The 20267-nt window shown below is 69.4% G+C and carries 15 protein-coding genes; 7 read left to right on the top strand and 8 right to left on the bottom strand.

The genetic code is table 11. The features are described 5' to 3' along the window. The first annotated feature begins 88 nt into the window (after positions 1-88). Positions 89-892 carry a hypothetical protein gene (locus tag ACESK8_RS06635; RefSeq protein WP_372967853.1) on the top strand — a complete coding sequence of 268 codons (804 nt, stop codon included), beginning with the start codon at positions 89-91 and terminating at the stop codon, positions 890-892. A 32-nt stretch (positions 893-924) separates the two neighbouring features. Here the strand turns inward: ACESK8_RS06635 and yicI are convergent, their stop codons facing one another. The 6 genes from yicI to ACESK8_RS06605 form a co-directional block, all read right to left on the bottom strand. Further along, entirely contained in the window at positions 925-3159 is a 2235-nt protein-coding gene (yicI, locus tag ACESK8_RS06630) for an alpha-xylosidase (protein ID WP_372967852.1), read from the bottom strand. Further along, a complete protein-coding gene (locus ACESK8_RS06625) occupies positions 3159-4046 on the bottom strand; it encodes a carbohydrate ABC transporter permease (protein WP_372967851.1) in 888 nt (295 codons plus the stop codon). The genes yicI and ACESK8_RS06625 overlap by 1 nt, the downstream gene beginning before the upstream one ends. Then, complete coding sequence (locus ACESK8_RS06620) at positions 4046-5011, bottom strand: carbohydrate ABC transporter permease (protein WP_060927973.1); 966 nt, start codon at positions 5009-5011, stop codon at positions 4046-4048. Before ACESK8_RS06620 ends, ACESK8_RS06625 begins: the two co-directional genes overlap by 1 nt. Positions 5012-5069: 58 nt before the next feature. Then, entirely contained in the window at positions 5070-6377 is a 1308-nt protein-coding gene (locus tag ACESK8_RS06615; protein ID WP_372967850.1) for an ABC transporter substrate-binding protein, read from the bottom strand. 125 nt (positions 6378-6502) lie between these two features. Next, positions 6503-7516 carry a LacI family DNA-binding transcriptional regulator gene (locus tag ACESK8_RS06610; RefSeq protein ID WP_372967849.1) on the bottom strand — a complete coding sequence of 338 codons (1014 nt, stop codon included), beginning with the start codon at positions 7514-7516 and terminating at the stop codon, positions 6503-6505. A gap of 214 nt (positions 7517-7730) precedes the next feature. Beyond that, the gene (locus tag ACESK8_RS06605) at positions 7731-8189 is read right to left on the bottom strand and encodes an N-acetyltransferase family protein (RefSeq protein WP_372967848.1); all 459 of its coding nucleotides are present in this window, start codon (positions 8187-8189) and stop codon (positions 7731-7733) included. A 178-nt stretch (positions 8190-8367) separates the two neighbouring features. Here ACESK8_RS06605 and ACESK8_RS06600 point away from each other — a divergent pair, with 178 nt between their 5' ends. After that, positions 8368-10587, top strand: coding sequence for an NADP-dependent isocitrate dehydrogenase (locus ACESK8_RS06600; RefSeq protein ID WP_372967905.1), 2220 nt, complete (start codon positions 8368-8370; stop codon positions 10585-10587). 97 nt (positions 10588-10684) lie between these two features. Here the strand turns inward: ACESK8_RS06600 and ACESK8_RS06595 are convergent, their stop codons facing one another. Continuing rightward, the gene (locus ACESK8_RS06595; protein WP_372967904.1) at positions 10685-12205 is read right to left on the bottom strand and encodes a L,D-transpeptidase family protein; all 1521 of its coding nucleotides are present in this window, start codon (positions 12203-12205) and stop codon (positions 10685-10687) included. Positions 12206-12300: 95 nt separating this feature from the next. Continuing rightward, positions 12301-12708 (bottom strand): RidA family protein, encoded by a 408-nt coding sequence (locus tag ACESK8_RS06590; protein WP_372967847.1) that lies wholly within the window; start codon positions 12706-12708, stop codon positions 12301-12303. A 26-nt stretch (positions 12709-12734) separates the two neighbouring features. On the opposite strand from ACESK8_RS06590, the gene ACESK8_RS06585 reads away from it, so the two are divergent. From ACESK8_RS06585 to nagB, 5 genes are all read left to right on the top strand, one after another. Next, positions 12735-13952 (top strand): alanine racemase, encoded by a 1218-nt coding sequence (locus ACESK8_RS06585; protein WP_372967846.1) that lies wholly within the window; start codon positions 12735-12737, stop codon positions 13950-13952. Beyond that, the gene (locus tag ACESK8_RS06580) at positions 13949-17221 is read left to right on the top strand and encodes a family 20 glycosylhydrolase (protein ID WP_372967903.1); all 3273 of its coding nucleotides are present in this window, start codon (positions 13949-13951) and stop codon (positions 17219-17221) included. Before ACESK8_RS06585 ends, ACESK8_RS06580 begins: the two co-directional genes overlap by 4 nt. A 79-nt stretch (positions 17222-17300) precedes the next feature. Next, entirely contained in the window at positions 17301-18488 is a 1188-nt protein-coding gene (locus ACESK8_RS06575; protein WP_372967845.1) for an ROK family protein, read from the top strand. Between the two features lie 40 nt (positions 18489-18528). Continuing rightward, positions 18529-19494 (top strand): ROK family protein, encoded by a 966-nt coding sequence (locus ACESK8_RS06570; RefSeq protein ID WP_372967844.1) that lies wholly within the window; start codon positions 18529-18531, stop codon positions 19492-19494. Further along, positions 19487-20266, top strand: coding sequence for a glucosamine-6-phosphate deaminase (gene nagB / locus ACESK8_RS06565; RefSeq protein WP_372967843.1), 780 nt, complete (start codon positions 19487-19489; stop codon positions 20264-20266). The genes ACESK8_RS06570 and nagB overlap by 8 nt, the downstream gene beginning before the upstream one ends. Position 20267: the final 1 nt, after the last annotated feature.

Raw genomic sequence — 20267 nt, 5'->3', positions numbered from 1 at the left:
CCCCGCAGCGGATCGGCGGGGGCGATAGAGGATGCCGAGTCGGCGCTCTGACGGCGCGCCGGTGCGCGGTGCTGGGTAGCATCGAAGCATGGACCCGTTGCTGCTCGCCGTCGAGTGGTGGTGGATCGCGCCCGTCGCAGCCGGCGGAGTCGCCGCCGGAGGTTACGGTCTGCGACGCCGCAGCAGGCGGAGCGGACGGCGGCTGGAGTACGACGCGGCCCGCCATGACCTCAAGGCGGCCCAGCAGACCGCGGTGGAGCGGAGGATGTCGGTCAAGCTCGCCCGCGCCGACGTCGCCCGCATCGCGGCGGAGCGCAGTGCGCGCCGCGCGACCTCCGACCAGCTCGCCGGCGCCAAGCGGATCCTGCGCGCCAAGGAGAACGACGCCAAGGCGGCCGCCGCCGACGTGCGTGCCAAGCACGTGCGGGTCAACGCCGCCCGCGCCGCGATTCCCGCCGCATCCGCGCCGCGTCCGCTGGAGAGGCTGCACGCGCAGCACGACGCGCTCGTCGCGCGCTGGATGCGGTACGAGACCGACCCTGCGCTGCAGATCACCTACCCGGCCATGACCGACGTCAAGCAGCCGGCCACGGCGGACTATCTGCGTGCCGCCGGTCGCGCCGTCGAGGCGCGTCGCGGTGCGGACAGCGCCGCCGCACCGGCCGAGTTCGCCGCCTACCGCGACGCGGTGTCGGAGTTGGAGCGTGCGTTCGAGGCAGCCGAGTACGCCGCGCGGGTGCGCGCCGGCGAAGCCCCGCAGTCGACGTCGGCCTGGCAGGATGCGGCGCAGGACATGCTCAGTCGTTCAGCCGAGGCGATCGACCGAGCCGCGGGTGCCGCAGCCTCCGCGCTCGCGGCGTGGAACGATCGGAAGCGTCCCGACAAGCGCTGACCGCCGCCCGCCTGTGGCTCGATCGGAGGAGGTCAGCCGGTCACCTCCGAGAGATCGACCTCGTAGACGCGCTCGCGGCCATCGGGGCTCGTCACCGTCACAGACGCCGATCCCGATCCGCCCGGGAACACCCGCAGTCGAAGGCCGTCGTGGTAGTCGTAGTCCGGCCTGTCGGTGCGGGCACCCCAGGGGAGCACCGTGCCCGGTCGCACATACAGCGGGAGCGAGTCGAAGGCATGCGTCTCCCGGCGCCAGCCTCCACCCGTCACCGTCTCGCCTGTCAGCAACGAGGTCCACTCGCCCTCGGGCAGATAGAACTCCACGGTCCCGTCCTCCGAGAAGACCGGTGCGACGAGCAGATCCGCACCGAGCATGTACTGGCGGTCGAGGTACGCGGCGGCGGGGTCGTCGGGGAACTCCAGCTGCATCGGTCGCATCACCGGCAGCCCGGTCCGCGCGGCGTCGACGCCCTGTTGGTACAGATACGGCATCAGCTGCATCTTGAGGTGCGTGAAGCGCCTCGTCACGTCGACCGCCTCCTCGTCGAAGGCCCACGGCACCCGGTACGAGCTCGAGCCGTGGAAGCGGGAGTGCGAGCCGAGCAGGCCGAAGGCGGTCCAGCGCTTGAAGACCCCGGCATCCGGCGTGCCCTCGAAGCCCCCGATGTCGTGGCTCCAGAACGCGAAGCCGCTGAGTGCCAGCGAGAGCCCGCCGCGCAGGGTCTCGGCCATCGAGGTGTAGGTCGAGGTCGAGTCCCCGCCCCAGTGCACCGGCATGCTCTGCCCGCCGGCGGTCGCCGAGCGCGCGAACAGCACGGCGTCGTCGGCGCCTCGGGCCTCGACGAGCACGTCGTGCACCGCGCGGTTGTAGAGGTGTGTGTACAGGTTGTGCATGCGTGCGGGATCCGAGCCGTCGGCCCACACGACCTCGGTCGGGATGCGCTCGCCGAAGTCCGTCTTGAAGCAGTCGACACCCTGCGCGAGCAGACCGCGGAGCTTGGCCTGGTACCAGGCTGTCGCGTCCGGGTTCGTGAAGTCCACGAGTCCCATACCCGCCTGCCACAGGTCCCACTGCCAGACCGATCCGTCGGCGCGCCGCACGAGGAAGCCCTGATCGGCGGCTTCGAGGAACAGGGGGGACCGCTGAGCGATGTACGGGTTGATCCAGACGCAGACGCGGAGGTCCTTGTCGTGCAGTCGCGACAGCATGCCCTCGGGATCGGGGAACACCCGCGAATCCCAGACGAAGTCGGTCCAGTTGAACTCGCGCATCCAGAAGCAGTCGAAGTGGAACACCGACACCGGCAGCTCCCGCGCCGCCATCTCGTCGATGAACGAGTTGACGGTCTGCTCGTCGTAGTCGGTCGTGAAGCTCGTCGACAGCCAGAGCCCGTACGACCAGGCGGGCACCACCGGCGGCCGTCCGGTGAGAGCGGTGTAGCGCGAGAGCACCTCCTTCGGCGTCGGACCGGCGATGACGAAGTACTCGAGCACCTCGCCCGAGACGGAGAACTGCACGCGCTCGACCGACTCCGAGCCGATTTCATACGACACATGACCCGGGTCGTTCACGAGCACTCCGTACCCGCGATTGGAGAGATGGAAGGGGATGCTCTTGTACGCCTGCTCGCTGGACGTGCCGCCGTCGGCGTTCCAGATGTCGACCGACTGGCCGTTCTTCACCAGCGGGCCGAAGCGCTCGCCGAGACCGTAGATCAGCTCGCCGACCCCGAGGTCGAGCTGCTCGTGCACGAAGACGGATCCGCCGGGGGTGGAGCCGCCCTGGCGCGCGTTGTCGACGATCCCGGCATCCACCCGGGCGTCCGGAGCGAGCCGGACGTAGCCCTGGGCCTTGTGTCCGCTTCCGGTGACCCGTCTGCCGTCGACCTCGAAGGAGAGGTCCCAGGGCGCGCCGGGTGCGATCCGGGCGGCGAGAGTGCCGGCATCCAGGAAGCCGCCGCCCTCGCTGACGGACACGGAGGCCGTCCCCGTCCCTGCGCCGGGAAGCCCGAACCCGCCGTGCCAGCGGCCGCCTTCGTGGTGAGCGATGCGCACGCGCACGACGCCCTCGGCAGGGGAGGAGACCGTGGTCGTCAGCACGGGGCGGTTGAGGGTGTCGCCTCGCTTGGCGATCACCATAGTGGGCGCCGTGATGACGATCCCCGGCCCGTCGGGGGTGTCGATGGTCTCGGCGATGTCGTAGGCCTCCTGCGCGTACAGCGCGGTGACCCCTGGACGCAGTTGCCAGAACCCGTCGGTGAACTTCATTACTTGACTGCTCCTGCCGTGATGCCGCGTGTGAGGGTGCGCTGGAAGATGAGGAAGAAGATGAGCGTGGGGATGATGCCCAGGAGGGCCGATGCGCTCGTGGTCGTGACGTCCATGAGCCGGTCGCCCTGCAGCACGCTGATCGCCACCGGGACCGTCTGGTTCGCGTTCGAGGCGAGGAAGGTCAGCGGGATCAGGAACTCGTTCCACGTCCAGATGAAGAAGAAGATGAGCAGCACCGACAGGGTGGGGCGGCTGATCGGGAACACGACCCGCCACAGGATCTGCCAGCGGCTCGCGCCGTCGAGCGACGCCGCCTCCAGGATCTCCTTCGGGAAGGTGCCGTAGACCGAGGACAGCAGGTACGTGCCGAACGCCGCCTGGATGACCGTGAACACGATGATGACCGACCACACGTTGTCGTACAGGCCGACGGATTTGAACATGTAGTACAGCGGGTAGAGAAGAGCCTCCTGCGGCAGCAGGTTCGCGAGCAGGAACAGCAGCACGATCCAGCTGCGGCCGCGCACGCGGCCGATGCCGATCGCGAAGGCGTTGAGCATCGAGATCACGACGGCGAGCACCGAGACGACGCCGGCGATGAAGAGCGAGTTCCACACCTTCTCGGGGAAGTTGACCCTCTCCCAGAACTTGATGATCCCCCCGAAATCCAGAGTCTCGGGCAAGGCGAGCGGTCCTGACGTCGCATAGTCCACGGGCGACTTGAAGGAGTTCACGACGACGAGGTAGAACGGCGCGATGATGAGCAGCGCGCCGATCACGACCAGCGCGAGCATGAGCCAGTCGATCGGACGCTTCTTCGTCATGCCGCCGCGGGGGCGGGCCTTGATCGGCTTGCCGGTGACGATGGCGGTGGTGGCGTGCATCACAGACCCGCCCTTTCCTTGCGCTCGAGCGAGTTCTGGACGCGGATGAAGATGATCGACACGATCACCACGACGATGGTCAGCACGGTGGCGATGGTCGCGCCGTAGCCGACGTTCCGCTTGGTGAAGAACTCCTGGTAGGCGTAGTACGCGGGCACCAGGGTGGCGCCGGCCGGACCGCCTCGGGTGATGATGTACACCGGGCCGAAGACTTTGAGAGCCGCGATCGTGCAGGTGAGGGTGACGACGAAGATCTCCGGGCGGATGATGCTCATCGTGATCGCCGAGAAGCGCTGGAACCAGTTCGCGCCGTCGAGTTCCGCGGCTTCGTAGAGCTCGGGATCGACGCGCTGGAGGGCCGCCATGAAGACGACGACGGGGTAGCCGAGCTGCACCCACACCATGACCACCATCAGCACGATGAGCGCGGAGGGCATCTGGCCGAGCCAGTCGTAGGCGGGGATGCCGAACCAGCCGAGGATCTGGTTGAGTGCCCCGTCGCCACCTGGCCGCACGATCCAGCCGATCACGATGCCGGCGACCGCGATGGGCAGGATCTGGGGGAGGTAGTAGGTCGCGCGCAGGAAGCTGCCGACCCGGCCGCCGAACTTGCGGCCGACGACGTCGAATAGCAGCGCGGCGACGATGAGCCCGACGATCGTGGGCACGACGACCATGGCGATGATCATCCACACCGAGTTCGTGAACGAGGTCCAGAAGTCGCTGTCGGTGAGGATCTTCTGCCAGTTCTCGAGGCCGATGAACTCCGGCGTGCGCACGCCCTTCCACTTCGTGAAGGTCAGATAGACGTTCCAGACGAGCGGGACGATGACGACGATGAGCAGCAGGATGAAGCCGGGCAGCAGATACATCCAGTAGGCGCCCGTCCCACCGCTGCGCTGCGGGATCGAGGGCTCTTCGGGCGGCAGCTTCGTGCGGCCCTCGCGGCGTGTGGCGAGTGACATGTTCATCTCCAGGGGGTTGCGGGGGCGACGACGTGCGGCCGTCGCCCCCGCGAGTGGATCAACGGAATTCCGAGGTGCCCTCGTCGTACTGCTCGCCGAGGTTCTTGTTGGTCGTCTCCGCGTCCTGCGCTCCTGTGATCAGGCCCTGGAGCTCCTGCACGAGCACGTCGTAGAAGCCGGGCGCTGGCCAGTCCGGGTAGAACGAGAGTCCGTCGGCATCCAGCACGCCGTTGAACGTCTCGATCAGCGCCGCGCTCTTCTCATCCGTGATGTCCGCCGTGTCCGCGGCGACCGGAAGACCGCCGTTGTTGCCGATGATCGCCTGGATCTCGGGGCGCATCGTGATGTCGATGAACTCGTAGGCGAGCTCCTTGTTCGCGGCGTTCTCAGGCACGACCCACAGGTTCCCCGAGGAGCCGAGCGAGAGGTCGGCGCCGGGGAAGGCGGTCATCGTCCAGTCGAAGCCGGTGGCCTCCGTGACGAAGCGGCCGAACCACCAGGAGCCTGACACGAAGATCGGCGAGGTGCCGTTGATGAAGGAGACACCGGCATCCTCGGCCTTGACCGACGAGACGTCCGAGGCGATGTAGCCCTTGTCGACATACTCCTGGAGCGTCTCGGAGGCGGCGGTGACCTCGGGGCCCTGCCAGTCGACCTCGCCGTCGTACAGCTGGTACGAGTCGACGAAGCTGCGGTCCCCCTCGAGAAGTGCGAGCTGGTACCAGAGCTGTCCGAGGGGGTACTCGGCGCCGGCCTCGGCGAGCGGGGTGACACCCTGCGCGACGAACGCGTCGAGCACGTCGACGAACTCGTCGTAGGTGGTGGGGATCTCCAGGCCTGCGGCGGCGAAGGCATCCTGGTTGTAGTAGACGCCGACGAACTCGCCGTAGTTCGGAACGCCGAACCAGGTGTCGCCGCCCATCACGCCGTCTTCGGAGTACTTCGCGGTGGTCTGGAGGGAGGGGGCGAGCTTCTCGTCCCATCCGTACTCCGCGACAGCGTCGGAGATGTCGGAGATGAGTCCGGTCGAGGCGAGGAAGCCTGCCGTCGCGTTGCCCTTGTTGAACTCCATGAGGTCGGGCGCGGCATCGGTATCGAGCACCTGGGACGCGGTCTTCTGGATCTGCTCGAAGGACTTCTCCTCGAACTCGACCGTCGCTCCGGTCTCCTCTTCGAAGATGTCGATCGCCTCGGCCCAGGCCTTGCCCATCGCACTGTCGGCGCCCTCGTAGTGCCAGAGCTTGAGGGTGTCGCCATCGCCCCCCTCGTCGCCGGAGCCGGCGGTGCAGCCGCTCAGTGCGATCCCGGTCGCGGTGAGAGCGGCCAGAGCCGCCAACGTCTTCGTCCTGCGGGTCGTGCGTGCCATCGTCGGCACTCCTTTCTCGGTGGCCCCGGAGGGCCGGACACTTCAGTGGGTCGGGTGTTCAGTTGTGTGGTCGGCGTTGTCGAAGCGTTTCGACGACGCCGATGCGGAAACCGCCTGAGCCGTGGTCACTCCCGGGCGGGGGCGATGGAGCCGGCGGCGTGGTACTCGGGAGGGATGAGGTGGATGCGGGCGCTCGCGCCGGCGTTCTCCAGCTGCTGCAGTGCGAGCTCGACCGCGAGGTCGCACGACTGCTGCGGGACGAGCGGGATCGTGTCGATCGGAACCGGCAGGGTGGCGGTGTCGAACGAGGCGGCGGCGGAGATCACCGAGACGTCCGCGCCGACGGTCAGGCCGTGGGCGGCGACGGTGTCGAGCAGCACATCGTGCACGTCGCCCACGGCGTGCACGATGAATGCTCGCACGCCGCGGGCGAGTGCCCGCTCGGCGGCGGCCCGGACGGCGGCGGGCTCGGTGGTGGTCACGCCCGTCGTGACCCACTCGAGCGCGACGCCGCGCTCGGAGCTGCGGTCCTGGACTCCGTGCAGCAGGCGCCGCGGGAAGTTCGACTTGCGGTAGGCGACCTCGGTCTGGCCGAGCAGTGTGACGCCGTCGTGTCCGGCGTCGGCGAGTCGATCCACGGCGAGACGACCGGCGGACTCGAAGTCGAGGTCGACGCAGGTCAGGCCGTTCGCATCGTCGGGGATGCCGATGAAGACCGTCGGGGTGCGCACCGACCGGGCGATGTCGGCCCGTGCGTCGTCCGGTGCGACGTCGAGCACGAGGATCGCGTCGACGAGGTTGCTCGCCGCCACCCGGTTCATGCCCTCGGAGGCCTGCTCGTCGGTCAGCAGCAGGATGTCGTAGCCGCTGCGACGCGCGGCGACCGCGGTCGCGAGCACGAAGGCCATGTGCGTCGGCGCGTGCGTGTCTGCGCGCAGCGGCTCGGTGAGGGCGAAGATGTTCGTGCGGCGACCGGCCAGCATCCGGGCTCCGGCGTCCGGCTCATAGCCGAGCGTCTGGACGGCGGCCTCGATGCGCAGACGGGTCTTCTCCGAGACCGGCCGCTTGCCGCTGAGCGCGTAGGAGACCGTGCTGATCGACACGCCGGCGGCAGCGGCCACCTGGTGGATCGTCGTCATGGGGGACTCCATCGTCACTGTCTGTCACATCGTCGAAGCGTTTCGCCCACGCTTCTGACAGCGATGATAAGCACCGGGATGCATCCAGCGCAAGGCTTTTGTGGTTGTCCGCAACAAATAGCTGTGACAGCTCGTCGACGGCGATTCCCTCGGATCGCTCTGACAGGGCGACGGGGCCTCGATGGGGGAGGGGATTCGAGACCCCGCCGCCGGTCTACGAAGTGATGCGGATCTGAGCGATGACCTCGGAGTACTCGGTCTCGCCGACCGGGGTGAACCCGACACGGAGGAAGAACGCCTCCGGTCCGTCCTCGCCGGCCTCGTAGATGACGTTGACGTGATCGAATCCGCGCGTGCGCGCCTCATCGATCAGCTGCCCCACTGCGAAGCGCCCGACACCCTTGCCCTGATCGTCGGCGTCGACGTTGATGCGCCACAGCACGGAGCGGAAGTGCTCCTCCGGGGCATCCGGGTCGAAGTTCGCGCTGACGAAGCCGACGACCTGGTCGCCGTCGAGGACGACACGCTGCCAGGACGTCTGGGGATCGATGACGGTCGCTGCGATGCCGTAGGACACCGGAGCGAGGAACTGCTCCTGTCCGGGCTTGAGCGACATGTTGTTCACGGCGACGATCGTCGCAGCGGAGAGTTCGACCATGCGCAGTTCGGACATGATCACAGGCTAACCCCTCCCGAGGCATCCCACCCACAAACCTCGACTTTTCCCGCCGGAGGGCGGAGAGCGGCGGGCGCGTCGGGACGCTTCGGCGGAGGCCTCGCCCACGCGCGACGGACCGCTCAGGTATCTTGGTATCGAGACAAATATGCCCTCGCGAACGGAGAACCTCCTGGTGACCGACGACGCCATCATCTACACGTACACGGACGAGGCTCCGGCACTCGCCACCGCCTCCTTCCTCCCGATCATCAAGGCCTTCACCGGTCAGGCGGGCATCGAGGTCGAGACCCGGGACATCTCGCTCGCCGGCCGCATCCTCGCCGCCTTCCCGCAGAAGCTCACTCCCGAGCAGCAGGTCGGAGATTCCCTCGCCGAGCTCGGCGGCCTCGCCACGCTCCCCGAGGCGAACATCATCAAGCTCCCCAACATCTCGGCGTCCATCCCGCAGCTCAAGGGCGCGATCGCGGAGCTGCAGGCGCAGGGATACGACATCCCCGACTTCCCCGACGAGCCGACCTCGCTCGAGGAGAAGGACATCCGGGCGCGGTACGACCGCATCAAGGGCTCCGCCGTGAACCCCGTGCTCCGTGAGGGCAACAGCGACCGTCGTGCCCCTCTGGCCGTGAAGAACTACGCCAAGAAGCACCCGCACCGCAACAAGCCGTTCGCCGAGGGATCGAAGACCCGCGTCGCGACGCTCGGTCACGACGACTTCAAGAACAACGAGCGCTCCTGGGTCGCGGCCCACGACGACGTCCTGAGCTTCCGGCACACCGCCGCCGACGGCACCGTCACGATCCTCAAGGAGGGACTGAAGGTCCTGCCGCGCGAGATCATCGACGCGACGTTCCTGTCGGCAGCGCACCTCGACGCGTTCCTGGCGGAGACGCTCGAGACGGCGAAGAACGACGACATCCTCTACTCGGTGCACCTCAAGGCCACGATGATGAAGGTCAGCGACCCGATCATCTTCGGTCACGTCGTTCGCGTCTTCTTCGCGGACGTGTTCGCCCAGTACGGCGACAAGCTCGCAGCGGCGGGCCTCAACCCGAACGACGGTCTCGGCTCGATCCTGGCGGGCCTCGGCTCGATCGCCGAGGGCGCGGAGATCGCGGCCGCGTTCGACAAGGCCATCGCCGAGGGGCCCCGCCTGTCGTACGTGAACTCGGACAAGGGCATCACGAACCTGCACGTTCCGAGCGACGTGATCGTGGACGCCTCCATGCCGGCCCTCGTCCGCAACGGCGGCAAGCTGTGGGGCAAGGACGGCGGCGAGGCCGACACGCTCGCCGTGATCCCGGACTCCTCGTACGCGAGTGTCTACCAGGCCGTCATCGACGACGTGATCGCCAACGGTCCGCTCGACCCGGCGACCATCGGCACGGTGCCGAACGTGGGCCTCATGGCGCAGGCGGCCGAGGAGTACGGAAGCCACGACAAGACCTTCGAGGTCGCGGCTCCCGGCATCGTCCAGGTCCTCGACAGCGAGGGGACCGTGCTCATCGAGCACGAGGTCGGCGCCGGTGACATCTGGCGCGCGACACAGACGAAGCACATCCCGGTGATGGACTGGGTCAAGCTCGCCGTCTCCCGTGCGCGTGCCACGGGCGTGCCCGCGGTGTTCTGGCTCGACGCCAACCGCTCGCACGACGCGCAGATCATCGCCAAGGTGCACCAGGGTCTCGCGACGCTCGACACCAAGGGCCTCACGATCACGATCCTCGCGCCGGAGGAGGCCACCCGCTACACGCTGGCGCGGATGCGCCACGGCCTCGACACCATCTCGGTGACGGGCAACGTGCTGCGTGACTACCTCACCGACCTGTTCCCGATCCTCGAGGTGGGTACGAGCGCCAAGATGCTCTCGATCGTGCCGCTGCTCGCCGGCGGTGGGCTCTTCGAGACGGGGGCCGGCGGATCCGCCCCCAAGCACGTGCAGCAGCTGGTCGAGGAGAACTACCTGCGGTGGGACTCCCTGGGTGAGTTCTTCGCTCTGGCCGCGTCCCTCGAGCACTTCGCGGACCGCACGAGCAACGAGAAGGCACGGGTCCTCGCCGAGACGCTGGATGCGGCGACCGGCACGTTCCTGGAAGAGGACCGCTCGCCCGGTCGCGCCCTCGGCACGATCGACAACCGTGGCAGCCACTTCTACCTCGGGCTGTACTGGGCTCAGGAGCTCGCGGCGCAGACGAAGGATGCCGAGCTCGCTGCGGCGTTCGCTCCGATCGCGGCGACGCTCGCCGAGAACGAGGAGAAGATCGTCTCCGAGCTCAACGCCGTGCAGGGCAAGGCCGTCGAGATCGGCGGATACTACCGGCCGGACGACGCGCTCGTCACGGCCGTCATGCGTCCGTCCACGACGCTGAACGGCATCGTCGACGCGCTGAGCTGACACGGGACAGCAGAACGAAGGGGCCGGATGCGCGAGCATCCGGCCCCTTCGTTCTGCCGGCGACCCGGAGCGGGCCGAGATGCCCGACAGGCGAGGGTCAGTAGTGAACGGCGACCTCGAGGCCGACGGGCGACCACTCGTAGACGAAGCGGGCCACGTCGATCGGCATGTTCACGCAGCCGTGGCTGCGCGGGGTCCCGAAGTCGTTGTGCCAGTAGGTGCCGTGGAAGGCCTCGTCACCGTTGAAGTACGTCACCCAGGGGACGTTCGGCGTCTCGGTGATCGAGCCGTCCGGCTCACGGCTCCTCATGGTCTGCTCGCGCACGTGCGCGTAGACCGTGAAGTTGCCCGTGTCGGTGGGTGTGGCGCTCTTGCCGGAGGAGATCGCCCAGGAGCGCACCACGGCGCCGTTCTCGTAGAGCGTGGCCGTCTGACGGCTGAGGTTCACATCGATCTTGCGCAGCAGGTTGACGGACTCGAACTTGGTCTCCTTGACCTCGATCGGGAACACCCCCTCGCCGGCCTCGATCTTCGCGGCCGCATCGGCGGCGAGGTTCGTGGTGTCGCCGATCGCGCGGCCGTTGACCCCGGCCGTCTCGGTGCGCAGGATGTTGCCCGCCGAGTCGACGATGTTGGTGGCGTTGACCGGAGCGCGGTCGACGGAGGCCGCCAGAGTGTCCACGGTCGTCTGGATCGCGTCCTGGTCGGCGGTGATGCGCAGCTCGCCGTCGACGTCCTCGATGGTGAACCAGGTCGCGGCGACGGCGGGAGTGACGGGCACGGTGCGCTCGTCGCCGATGTAGAAGCCCATCGTGCCGAGCATGGTGTTCACCGACGTCATGACGGCCGTGGCGTCCTCATCGGTGACCGCGGGAGCGGCCTCGGCCGGTCCGCCGGGGAACTCGAGCGTCTTGCCGCCGTCGGCGACGGCGCCGACGATCGCCGCGGTGAGGGCATCCAGGTCGACGGCCGTGCCGGCCTCGGACGGAGTGACGACGTACTTCGCGGTCTTGGCGTCGAACACCACTCCTGCGTCGACGGGGTCGACGAAGCTCGAAGGAACGGCCTCGCGCAGCGCGGCCTCCGCCTGCTCGGGGTCCAGGGTGATGTCTCCGGCGACCGGGTCGCCCATCCAGGATCCGAGGTTCCACAGCGGTCGCTCGGCGAACGCCTCATCCGCGAGGCCGCGGGCGTCGATGGTGGCGCCGAGTTCGGCGCCCGTCAGCACGACGTCGTCACCGGCCCCGGTGAGGGTGACCTCGGTCTCGGCGACGTGCGCCTCGATGGCTTCGGCCGCAGCGCCGGGGGTGAGCCAGCCGACCGGGATCCCGGCGACCGTGGTGCCGGGGGCGATGAGGATCAGCGATGCGGCGGCTGCTCCGAGCACCACGACTCCGGCGCCCAGGCCGATCCACAGGCCGAGGCGCTTCTTCTTCGGGGCGGGCTCGATGGGGGCCCAGGCGAGCTGCTGGTCGCCGCTGTCAGGCGGCAGCGAGTCGGTGGATGCGTCGCCGGTTGTGGCGGGCGCGGCCGAATCGAGCTGTGTGCCGGAGGCGGTCGCCTCGGTCAGCTTCTCGGTCTTCGCGTCCTGCGCTGAGATCAGATCGGTCACGAACATCACCCCCCGGTTTCTCACGTGTCCTAAGCGATATGCTACGCGATCGCAGGTAACGGGGAGGCAACGGTCCGGGCCGGGAGCCCGCCGTCGGAGCGTCAGTCGGTGACGACGGCGAGACCGTCGATCTCGACGAGCATCTCCTCGCGCGGGAGGCCGGTGAACACCGTCGTGCGCGAGGGCAGCACGCCGCTGGGCGTGTGAGCGGTGACGAAGGCGCCGTAGGCCTCGTTCATGATCGCGAAGTCCTCGCGGGTGGTGAGGTAGACGCGCAGCATGACGACGTCGTCGAAGGTCGCGCCCGACGCCTCGACGATCGCCTTGACGTTCTCGAGTGTGCGCGTGGTCTGGGCGGCGACATCGCCGGGGTGGAGGTACTCGTTGGTCTGGGGATCCACGGGGCCCTGACCGGAGACCTGGACGATGGGTCCCTTGCGGATCCCCTGCGAGAAGGTGTGGGCGGGGGCCGGAGCGGCGTCGGTCGACACGCGGATCTTGGCAGTCATGGGACCCAGCCTAGTAGCCTTGTTAGATGCCTCTACAAATCCCGGATCCTGTCATCGGCGCCTGGACGAAGGGATTCCCGGCGCGTGCCGCGGGGCTCCGGCTGTCGGAGGTCGGATCGGCGGGGCTGCATCTGTCCGACCTCGTCACGCCGGTCCTCACGGTGCACGAGGCGGCGCTCGCCCACAACGAGTCCACCGTGTTCGATTGGGCGCGAGGACAGGGAGTCCTGTTGGCGCCCCACGGCAAGACGACGATGGCCCCCGCCCTGTGGCAGCGGCTCTTGGACGCCGGCGCGTGGGGGATCTCGGTCGCGACACCGTGGCAGGCCGAGGTGGCCGTCGACGCGGGCGTCCCGGTCGTCCTCATCGCGAACGCGGTCACCGACGGCGCGGCCGCACGCCATCTCGGTGAACTCCTCGCCGCCGACCATTCCCTGCGCATCCTCTGCTGGGCCGACTCCGTCGCGACCGTCGGGATCCTCGCGGATGCGCTCGCCGATGCCCCACGCCCGCTCGACGTGCTCGTCGAGCTCGGCGGTGCCGGCGGGCGCACGGGCGCGCGCAGTCTCGAGGAGGGCGAGCTCATCGCGGCGGCCGTCACGGCGGCCCCGGGGCTGCGGCTGGCGGGGGTCACCGGATACGAGGGACCCTTCGGACCCGACCGCGGTGATGACTCTGTCGCGGCGGTCGACGCGTACCTGCAGACGCTCGTCACCCTGCACGAGCGGCTGCGCTACGAGCCCGGAGTCCGGCCGGTGCTCAGCGCCGGGGGCAGCGCGTTTCCCGATCGGGCCGCAGCCGTCCTCTCCTCGCGCAGGGACGAGGCCGACATCGTGCTGCGCTCAGGGGCGTTCCAGATCCACGACGACGGCTTCTACGCCCGCATGTCGCCGTTCGGAACCCTGACGTCGACCGCTCCGCTGCGCTCCGCCATGCACGCCTGGTCGCGGGTCGTCTCGCAGCCCGAGCCCGGGCTCGCCCTGCTGGACGCGGGACGCCGGGATGTCCCCTTCGACCTCGACCTGCCGGTGCCGCAGTCCGTCGCCGGGGCGATCACGGCGCTCAACGATCAGCACGCCTTCCTCGCCCTCGCCGACGGCGCATCCGTGGCGCCAGGGGACGTCGTGCGCCTCGGACTGTCGCACCCCTGCACGGCCTTCGACAAGTGGCGGGTGGTGGCGATCATCGACGACCCGGGCGCCGACGATCCCCGGGTCGTCGGGGCGGTGGCGACGTGCTTCTGAGCAGCGAGAAGGACGTGCTTCTGAGCAGCGAGAAGACGGTCAGGGTCTACCGCGCGGCCACGGTCGTCGACGGCACCGGTTCCGCTCGCTTCACCGCGGACGTGGCCGTGGAGGGTGCGAGGGTCGTGGCCGTGCTCCGCGAGGGGGACGCGCGCCGACTCGACCTGCCCTCCGACGCCGTCGAGATCGAGGCGTCAGGACTCGTGCTCTCGCCCGGCTTCATCGACATGCACGCGCACAGCGAGCTGGCGGTGCTGAGCGGCGCAGCGCACGACGCCAAGATCCGACAGGGCGTCACCACCGAGGTGCTCGGGCAGGACGGGCTCGGCTACGCGCCTCTCGACGATGCGACCGCCGCCGTCATCCCCGCGCAGATCGCCGGATGGAACGGCATGCCGGCCGCTGCGCCGTGGCGATCGATGGACGACCTCCTCTCCGCGATCGACGCCGCAGCGGTGGCCAACGCCGCCGTGCTGGTGCCGCAGGGGAACCTGCGCATGATGGTCGTCGGACACGAGGATCGGCCGGCGAGCACCGACGAGATCGCCCGGATGTGCGGCCTCCTGGGCGACGCGATGGATGCCGGAGCCTTCGGGATGTCGAGCGGTCTGACCTACACGCCGGGCATGTACGCCGACACCGCGGAGCTCGAGACGCTGTGCCGGGTCGTCGCCGAGCGCGGCGGGTACTGGGCGCCGCACACCCGCAGCTACGGGGGCGCCGCACTGGATGCCTACCGCGAGGCGCTCGACATCGGTCGACGCACGGGCTGCCCGATCCACCTGACGCACGCCACGATGAACTTCGCCCCCAACCGCGGACGGGCGGGGGAGCTCCTGGCGCTCGTGGACGCCGCGATCCGCGACGGCGTGGATGTCACCCTCGACACCTATCCCTACCTGCCTGGGGCCACCACCCTCGCCGCGCTCCTGCCGAGCCGGCTCGCGGCGGGGGGAGACCTGCTGGGCGCGATCGCCGCGCTCGACGACGGCGGCCGGGAAGCCGTGCGGGTCGAGCTCGAAGAGGTCGGATGCGACGGCTTCCACGGGGAACGCGCGGACTGGAGTGCGATCGAGATCTCCGGAACGCGGTCGGAGCGGCTCGGCGGACTCGTCGGTCGGACCGTGGCCGAGATCTCGGCGTCGTCGGGGACGCGCGCGATCGACGTCGTGCTCGACACGATCCTCGAGGACGCCGGTGCGACGGGGATCCTCATGCACATCGGCGACGAGGCCAACGTCAGGGAGATCATGCGCCATCCTCGCCACAGCGGCGGGAGCGACGGCATCCTCGTGGGTGCGAAGCCCCATCCGCGGGGCCGGGGGACGTTCCCGCGCTACCTCGGCCACTACGTCCGGGAACTCGGCATCCTCACGCTCGAAGAGGCGGTGCGCCACCTCTCCGGAACCCCGGCCGCACGGCTGGGCCTGGACCGCGGCGACGCCCCTCGCGGTGTGATCAGGGAGGGGGCGATCGCCGACCTCGTGCTGTTCGACCCCGAGACGATCGCCGCCGGTGCGACCTTCGAGTCGCCGCACGCCGCCCCGTCCGGAATCGCCGAAGTGCTGGTCGGCGGCGTGCCGGTCGTGCGGGCTGGAGAGGTGACCGGTGCGACTCCGGGGCGGGCGCTGCGGATGGATCCGCCCGCGCATCGCGCCGCCGTTCCCGCGGTCGACTCGACGATCGATCCGCTCGCCCCGGCGTTCGAGTGGTCGTTCCGCACGCCGATCGTCGCTGCAACGGCGCTCGATGCCACCGCATCGCGTCTGAGAGTCGGTGATGCGCAGGACGATTCGGCGCCGGCGATCGCACTGAGGGTCGACGAGACCCTCGCGGCGGAATTCTTCGCAGAGGGGAGGGTCTCCGCTGAGGCGTTCCGCCTTCGGGTCGCGGCCGACGGGGCCGAGGTGATCGGTGCGAGCGAGGTCGGAGTGTTCCGCGGCGCGACGGTGCTGCGGCAGCTCCGGAAGCCGGGGGCGGAGCATGCGCGCCTCCCGGCCGGGACGTGGGAGGGCGCGCCGGCCCACCCCTGGCGCGGCGTCATGCTCGACGTGGCTCGGCACTTCCGTCCCGTCGAGGACCTGCGCCGTCTGGTCGACCTGCTGGCCGATCACCATCTGTCGATCCTGCATCTGCATCTGACCGACGATCAGGGCTGGCGCTTCGCCGTGCCCGGGTTCCCGCGGCTCACTGAGATCGGCGCGCGACGGGAGGCGACGCAGCGAGGTCACGGCCCGCTCGCGACGGTGGAGCCGGGCGTGCACGACGGGCACTACACGGATGCCGAGCTCCGTGACCTCGTCGAGTACGCCGCCGAGCGGTTCGTGACGATCGTGCCCGAGGTCGAGCTGCCCGGACACATCCAGGCCGCGCTCGCCGCATACCCGGAGCTCGGCAACACCGACCTGGGCGAGGCGCCGACCGCGCCCTGGGAGCGCTTCGGCGTGAATCCCCGCACGCTCGCCCCGACCGAGGACGCCCTCGACTTCGGTCGCGCGGCGATCGACGCCCTGTGCGACCTGTTCGACTCCCCGTGGATCGGGATCGGCGGGGACGAGGTGCCCGTGACGGAATGGGAGCAGAGCGCCGCCGCCCGGCAGCGGATGCAGGAGCTCGGCCTCGCGACGCCGCACGAGCTGCAGCCGTGGTTCACGGCTCGATTCGTGGAGCACGTGCGGCGGCGGGGTCGTACCGCCCTCGCGTGGGACGAGGTCCTCGAGGGTGACGTGCCGGACGGCGTCGAGATCCTCGCGTGGAGAGGCCCCGTGGCGATGCGGGAGGCGCTGCGCCGGGGCATCCCGGTGATCGCGTGCCCCGACCTCGAGGTCTATCTCGACTACCCGCAGTCGGAGTCGGCGGAGGAGCCGATCAGGGTCGGTCCTCCGCTGCCGATCGAGCGGACGTACCGCCTGCGAGTGCCGGACGGCGCTGTCGGCGGCCAGGCGAACGTCTGGACGGAGCACCTGCCGACTCGCGACCGCGTCGATTTCGCCGTGTTCCCGCGTCTGGCGGCGATCGCCGAGCGGCTGTGGCAGGGGGGAGAGGCGCCCGCGTTCGACGGGTTCGCGCGCCGTCTCCCGGTGCATCTGCAGCGGCTCGCCGAGGCAGGGGTGCGGTATCGTCCTCTCGATGGTCCGACGCCCGTGCAGAGGCGTCCGGGGGTCCCGGGAAAGCCGTTGACGCGGCACGCCAGGGAGCAGATCGTCGAAGGTCTCGTCACCCGTCTGCGCGACCGTGCGCGAGGCGCCGACGGGGCACACTCAGCGTAATGTAACGTTTTCGTAACCCTCCCTGTGCTACACGGAGCGGGGGTTGCACAATTTTTGTTCGTAAGGTCTACTAACAAACATGTCCGTTTCGGGTGAATCACGTCCATCGACGTCGTCAGACTACGTCGGTGCGAACGCCCACGCCTTCGGCCCCGGACGCCACCTGCGCTCCCGCTCGAAGGTCCTTCCCGAGCACGCCCGCGGGCACAACCGGGCGCTGGTGCTGCAGACGCTGTACCACTCGGGAGCGATGAGCCGCGCCGACCTGTCGAGGGAGACCGGACTGACCCGCGTCACCATCTCCGACCTGGTCGCGGAGTTCATCGCCGACGGCATCGTGGTCGAGATGGGCGTGCGGGAGACCGTCGGACCTGGCAAGCCGCCGATCCTCATCGACATCGACCGCGTCGGTCACCAGATCATCGGGCTCGACCTCTCCGGACCGCATGCCTTCGTGGGCGCCCTCCTCAGCCTCGACGGCGATGTGCTCGAACGGCGGGAGGTGCCGCGTCCCGAGTCTGCAGACGGAGATGCCGCCTATGCGGCGACGCTGGAGCTGGCGCGCGCTCTCGCAGGCATCGCGACCCAGCCGATCCTCGGGGTCGGCATCGGCACGCCCGGCGTCGTCCGGCCCGACGGTGTGGTGCTCAGCTCGCCCAACCTGGGGTGGAGCAACCTGCCTCTCGAGGCGAAGCTGGGGATCGATCTCGACCTTCCGGTCCTCGTCCGCAACGACGCCAACGCCGCTGTGCTCGCCGAGTACACGTTCGGCGAAGCCAAGGCGGACTTCATGCTGATCAAGATCGGCCGCGGTGTCGGAGCGGGAGTCATCACCGGCAGCCAGCCGCTGCTCGGCAGCAGGTTCGCAGCGGGCGAGATCGGTCACGTCGTCGTCGGCACCGACGGCGGTCCCCGGTGCGCGTGCGGCAAGGACGGCTGTCTCGAAGCCTGGCTCACCGAGACCCGCCTGCGCCCCGAGATCGACGCCGCACCCGGATCTCGCGACGAGATCCTGAGGGATGCCGGCACCAGGATGGCGATCGCGATCGCGCCGATCGTGGCGGCCCTCGACCTCTCCGAGGTCGTCCTCTCCGGTCCCGGCGACCTGCTCGACGGAGTGTTCGTCGAGGCGGCAGTGGAGACACTGCACGCACGCACTCTCGAGGGCGTCTTCGAAGACGCCCTGATCCGGCGGACGCTCCAGGAGGACATCGTCCTGCGCGGCGCCGCGGTGATGGTCCTGTCCAGCCAGCTGGGCGTGTCGTGACCCGCGCCACGGCCCCGATGATGAGCAGGAGCGACATCCGATGACGGATGCCATCGTCGCCGACCGCGCCGGTCGGCAGATTCGTGTGGGCCTGGACGTCGGCGGCACGAAGATCGACGCCGTCGCCGTCTCGCGCTCCGGCGACATCCTCGCGCGACTGCGACGACCCACCGGATGGGGCGAGGACGCGGTCATCGTCAGCATCCTGGATGCCGTCGACGCCCTGTCTGCCGAAGGCGGCTTCGATCGCTCCGACGTCGAGTCGGTCGGCGTCGGGATCCCCGGGCTCGTCGATGCGGATTCCGGTCGGGTCCTGCACGCGGTGAATCTCGGGGTCGAGTCGCTCGATCTCGCAGGGCTCGTGGGCCGACGTCTGGACACTCCGGTGCGCGTCGAGAACGACGTGAAGGCGGCGGCTCTCGGGGCGGCCATGCTGCGGGGCATCGACGGCTCCATGGCGTATCTGAACCTCGGCACGGGTGTCGCGGCCGGCATCGTCGTCGACGGCACGATCTGGCGCGGCTCTCGGGGCACTGCGGGCGAGGTGGGACACCTCTCGGTCGATCCGAACGGGCGGCTGTGCGGATGCGGCCAGCGCGGCTGCATCGAGACGTTCTGCGGCGGTGGAGCCCTGGCGAAGGCCTGGGGGCGCCCTGGAGCTCTGCCGGTGCGGGACATCCTCGACGCCGCAGATGCCGGCGACGAACGCGCGGGCGAACTCCGCAGCGACCTCTTCCACGGAGCCGCGGCGGCCGTCCGGGCGCTCGTGCTCTCCGCCGATGTCGAGCGCGTGATCATCGGCGGCGGGCTGACCTCGCTCGGCGACCGGCTGCTCACGGGGGTGCGGGCAGCACTCGGAGCGGAGGCCGCCGCCTCGCCGTTCATGCGGTCGCTGCACCTGGATGACAGAATCGAACTGCTCCCCGCCGGCTCGCCGGCCGCCGCCTTCGGCGCGGCGATCGTCGGCGCCACCATCCCCTCCAAGGAGATCGTTTCCCATGGCTGAAGTCGTCATCGTCGAGAACGCGGAAGCGGCGGGTGCGCTCGTCGCCGCCGAGATCGTCGAACTGATCGACGCACGTCCCGACGCCGTGCTGGGCCTGGCGACCGGGTCCACTCCGTTGCCGGTCTACCAGGCGCTGCGCGCACGGCTCGAGGGACGTGACGTCTCCCAGGTGCGCGGATTCGCCCTCGACGAGTACGTGGGACTCGACCCCGCCCACCCCGAGAGCTACCGTTCGGTGATCACCCGCGAGGTCGTCGAGCCGCTCGGACTCGACCCGCGCCGCATCCATGTGCCCAACGGCGCGGAGGCGACCATCCAGCACGCGGGTGACGACTACGAGTCGGCCATCGACGCGGCTGGAGGGGTCGACCTGCAGATCCTCGGGATCGGCACCGACGGCCACATCGGCTTCAACGAGCCCGGTTCGTCGTTCGCCTCGCGGACGAGGGTGAAGACCCTCACCGAGCAGACGCGCGAGGACAACGCGCGCTTCTTCGACTCGATCGACGACGTGCCCAGGCACTGCATCACCCAGGGGCTCGGAACGATCCTGCGGGCGCGTCACCTCGTGCTGCTGGCCTTCGGCGAGGGCAAGGCACAGGCGGTGGCGGATGCCGTCGAAGGGCCGCTCTCGGCGATCCTGCCCGGATCGGCCATCCAGCTGCATCCGCATGCGACAGTCGTCGTCGATGAGGCGGCGGCATCGCGCCTCCGCCTTGCGGACTACTACCGGTACACGTTCGCCAACAAGCCGTCCTGGCAGGGCATCTGAC

The organism is Microbacterium sp. (genome assembly GCF_041641055.1).
In the GTDB taxonomy this organism is placed as follows: Bacteria; Actinomycetota; Actinomycetes; order Actinomycetales; family Microbacteriaceae; genus Microbacterium.
This window is presented reverse-complemented; position numbering and strand designations above follow the sequence as displayed.

Coding starts and splice junctions, on each gene's coding strand:
- ACESK8_RS06635 (WP_372967853.1), top strand. CDS start 89: ATGGACCCGTTGCTGCTCGCCGTCGAGTGGTGGTGGATCGCGCCCGTC.
- yicI (WP_372967852.1), bottom strand. CDS start 3,159: ATGAAGTTCACCGACGGGTTCTGGCAACTGCGTCCAGGGGTCACCGCG.
- ACESK8_RS06625 (WP_372967851.1), bottom strand. CDS start 4,046: ATGCACGCCACCACCGCCATCGTCACCGGCAAGCCGATCAAGGCCCGC.
- ACESK8_RS06620 (WP_060927973.1), bottom strand. CDS start 5,011: ATGTCACTCGCCACACGCCGCGAGGGCCGCACGAAGCTGCCGCCCGAA.
- ACESK8_RS06615 (WP_372967850.1), bottom strand. CDS start 6,377: ATGGCACGCACGACCCGCAGGACGAAGACGTTGGCGGCTCTGGCCGCT.
- ACESK8_RS06610 (WP_372967849.1), bottom strand. CDS start 7,516: ATGACGACGATCCACCAGGTGGCCGCTGCCGCCGGCGTGTCGATCAGC.
- ACESK8_RS06605 (WP_372967848.1), bottom strand. CDS start 8,189: ATGTCCGAACTGCGCATGGTCGAACTCTCCGCTGCGACGATCGTCGCC.
- ACESK8_RS06595 (WP_372967904.1), bottom strand. CDS start 12,205: ATGTTCGTGACCGATCTGATCTCAGCGCAGGACGCGAAGACCGAGAAG.
- ACESK8_RS06590 (WP_372967847.1), bottom strand. CDS start 12,708: ATGACTGCCAAGATCCGCGTGTCGACCGACGCCGCTCCGGCCCCCGCC.
- ACESK8_RS06585 (WP_372967846.1), top strand. CDS start 12,735: ATGCCTCTACAAATCCCGGATCCTGTCATCGGCGCCTGGACGAAGGGA.
- ACESK8_RS06575 (WP_372967845.1), top strand. CDS start 17,301: ATGTCCGTTTCGGGTGAATCACGTCCATCGACGTCGTCAGACTACGTC.
- ACESK8_RS06570 (WP_372967844.1), top strand. CDS start 18,529: ATGACGGATGCCATCGTCGCCGACCGCGCCGGTCGGCAGATTCGTGTG.
- nagB (WP_372967843.1), top strand. CDS start 19,487: ATGGCTGAAGTCGTCATCGTCGAGAACGCGGAAGCGGCGGGTGCGCTC.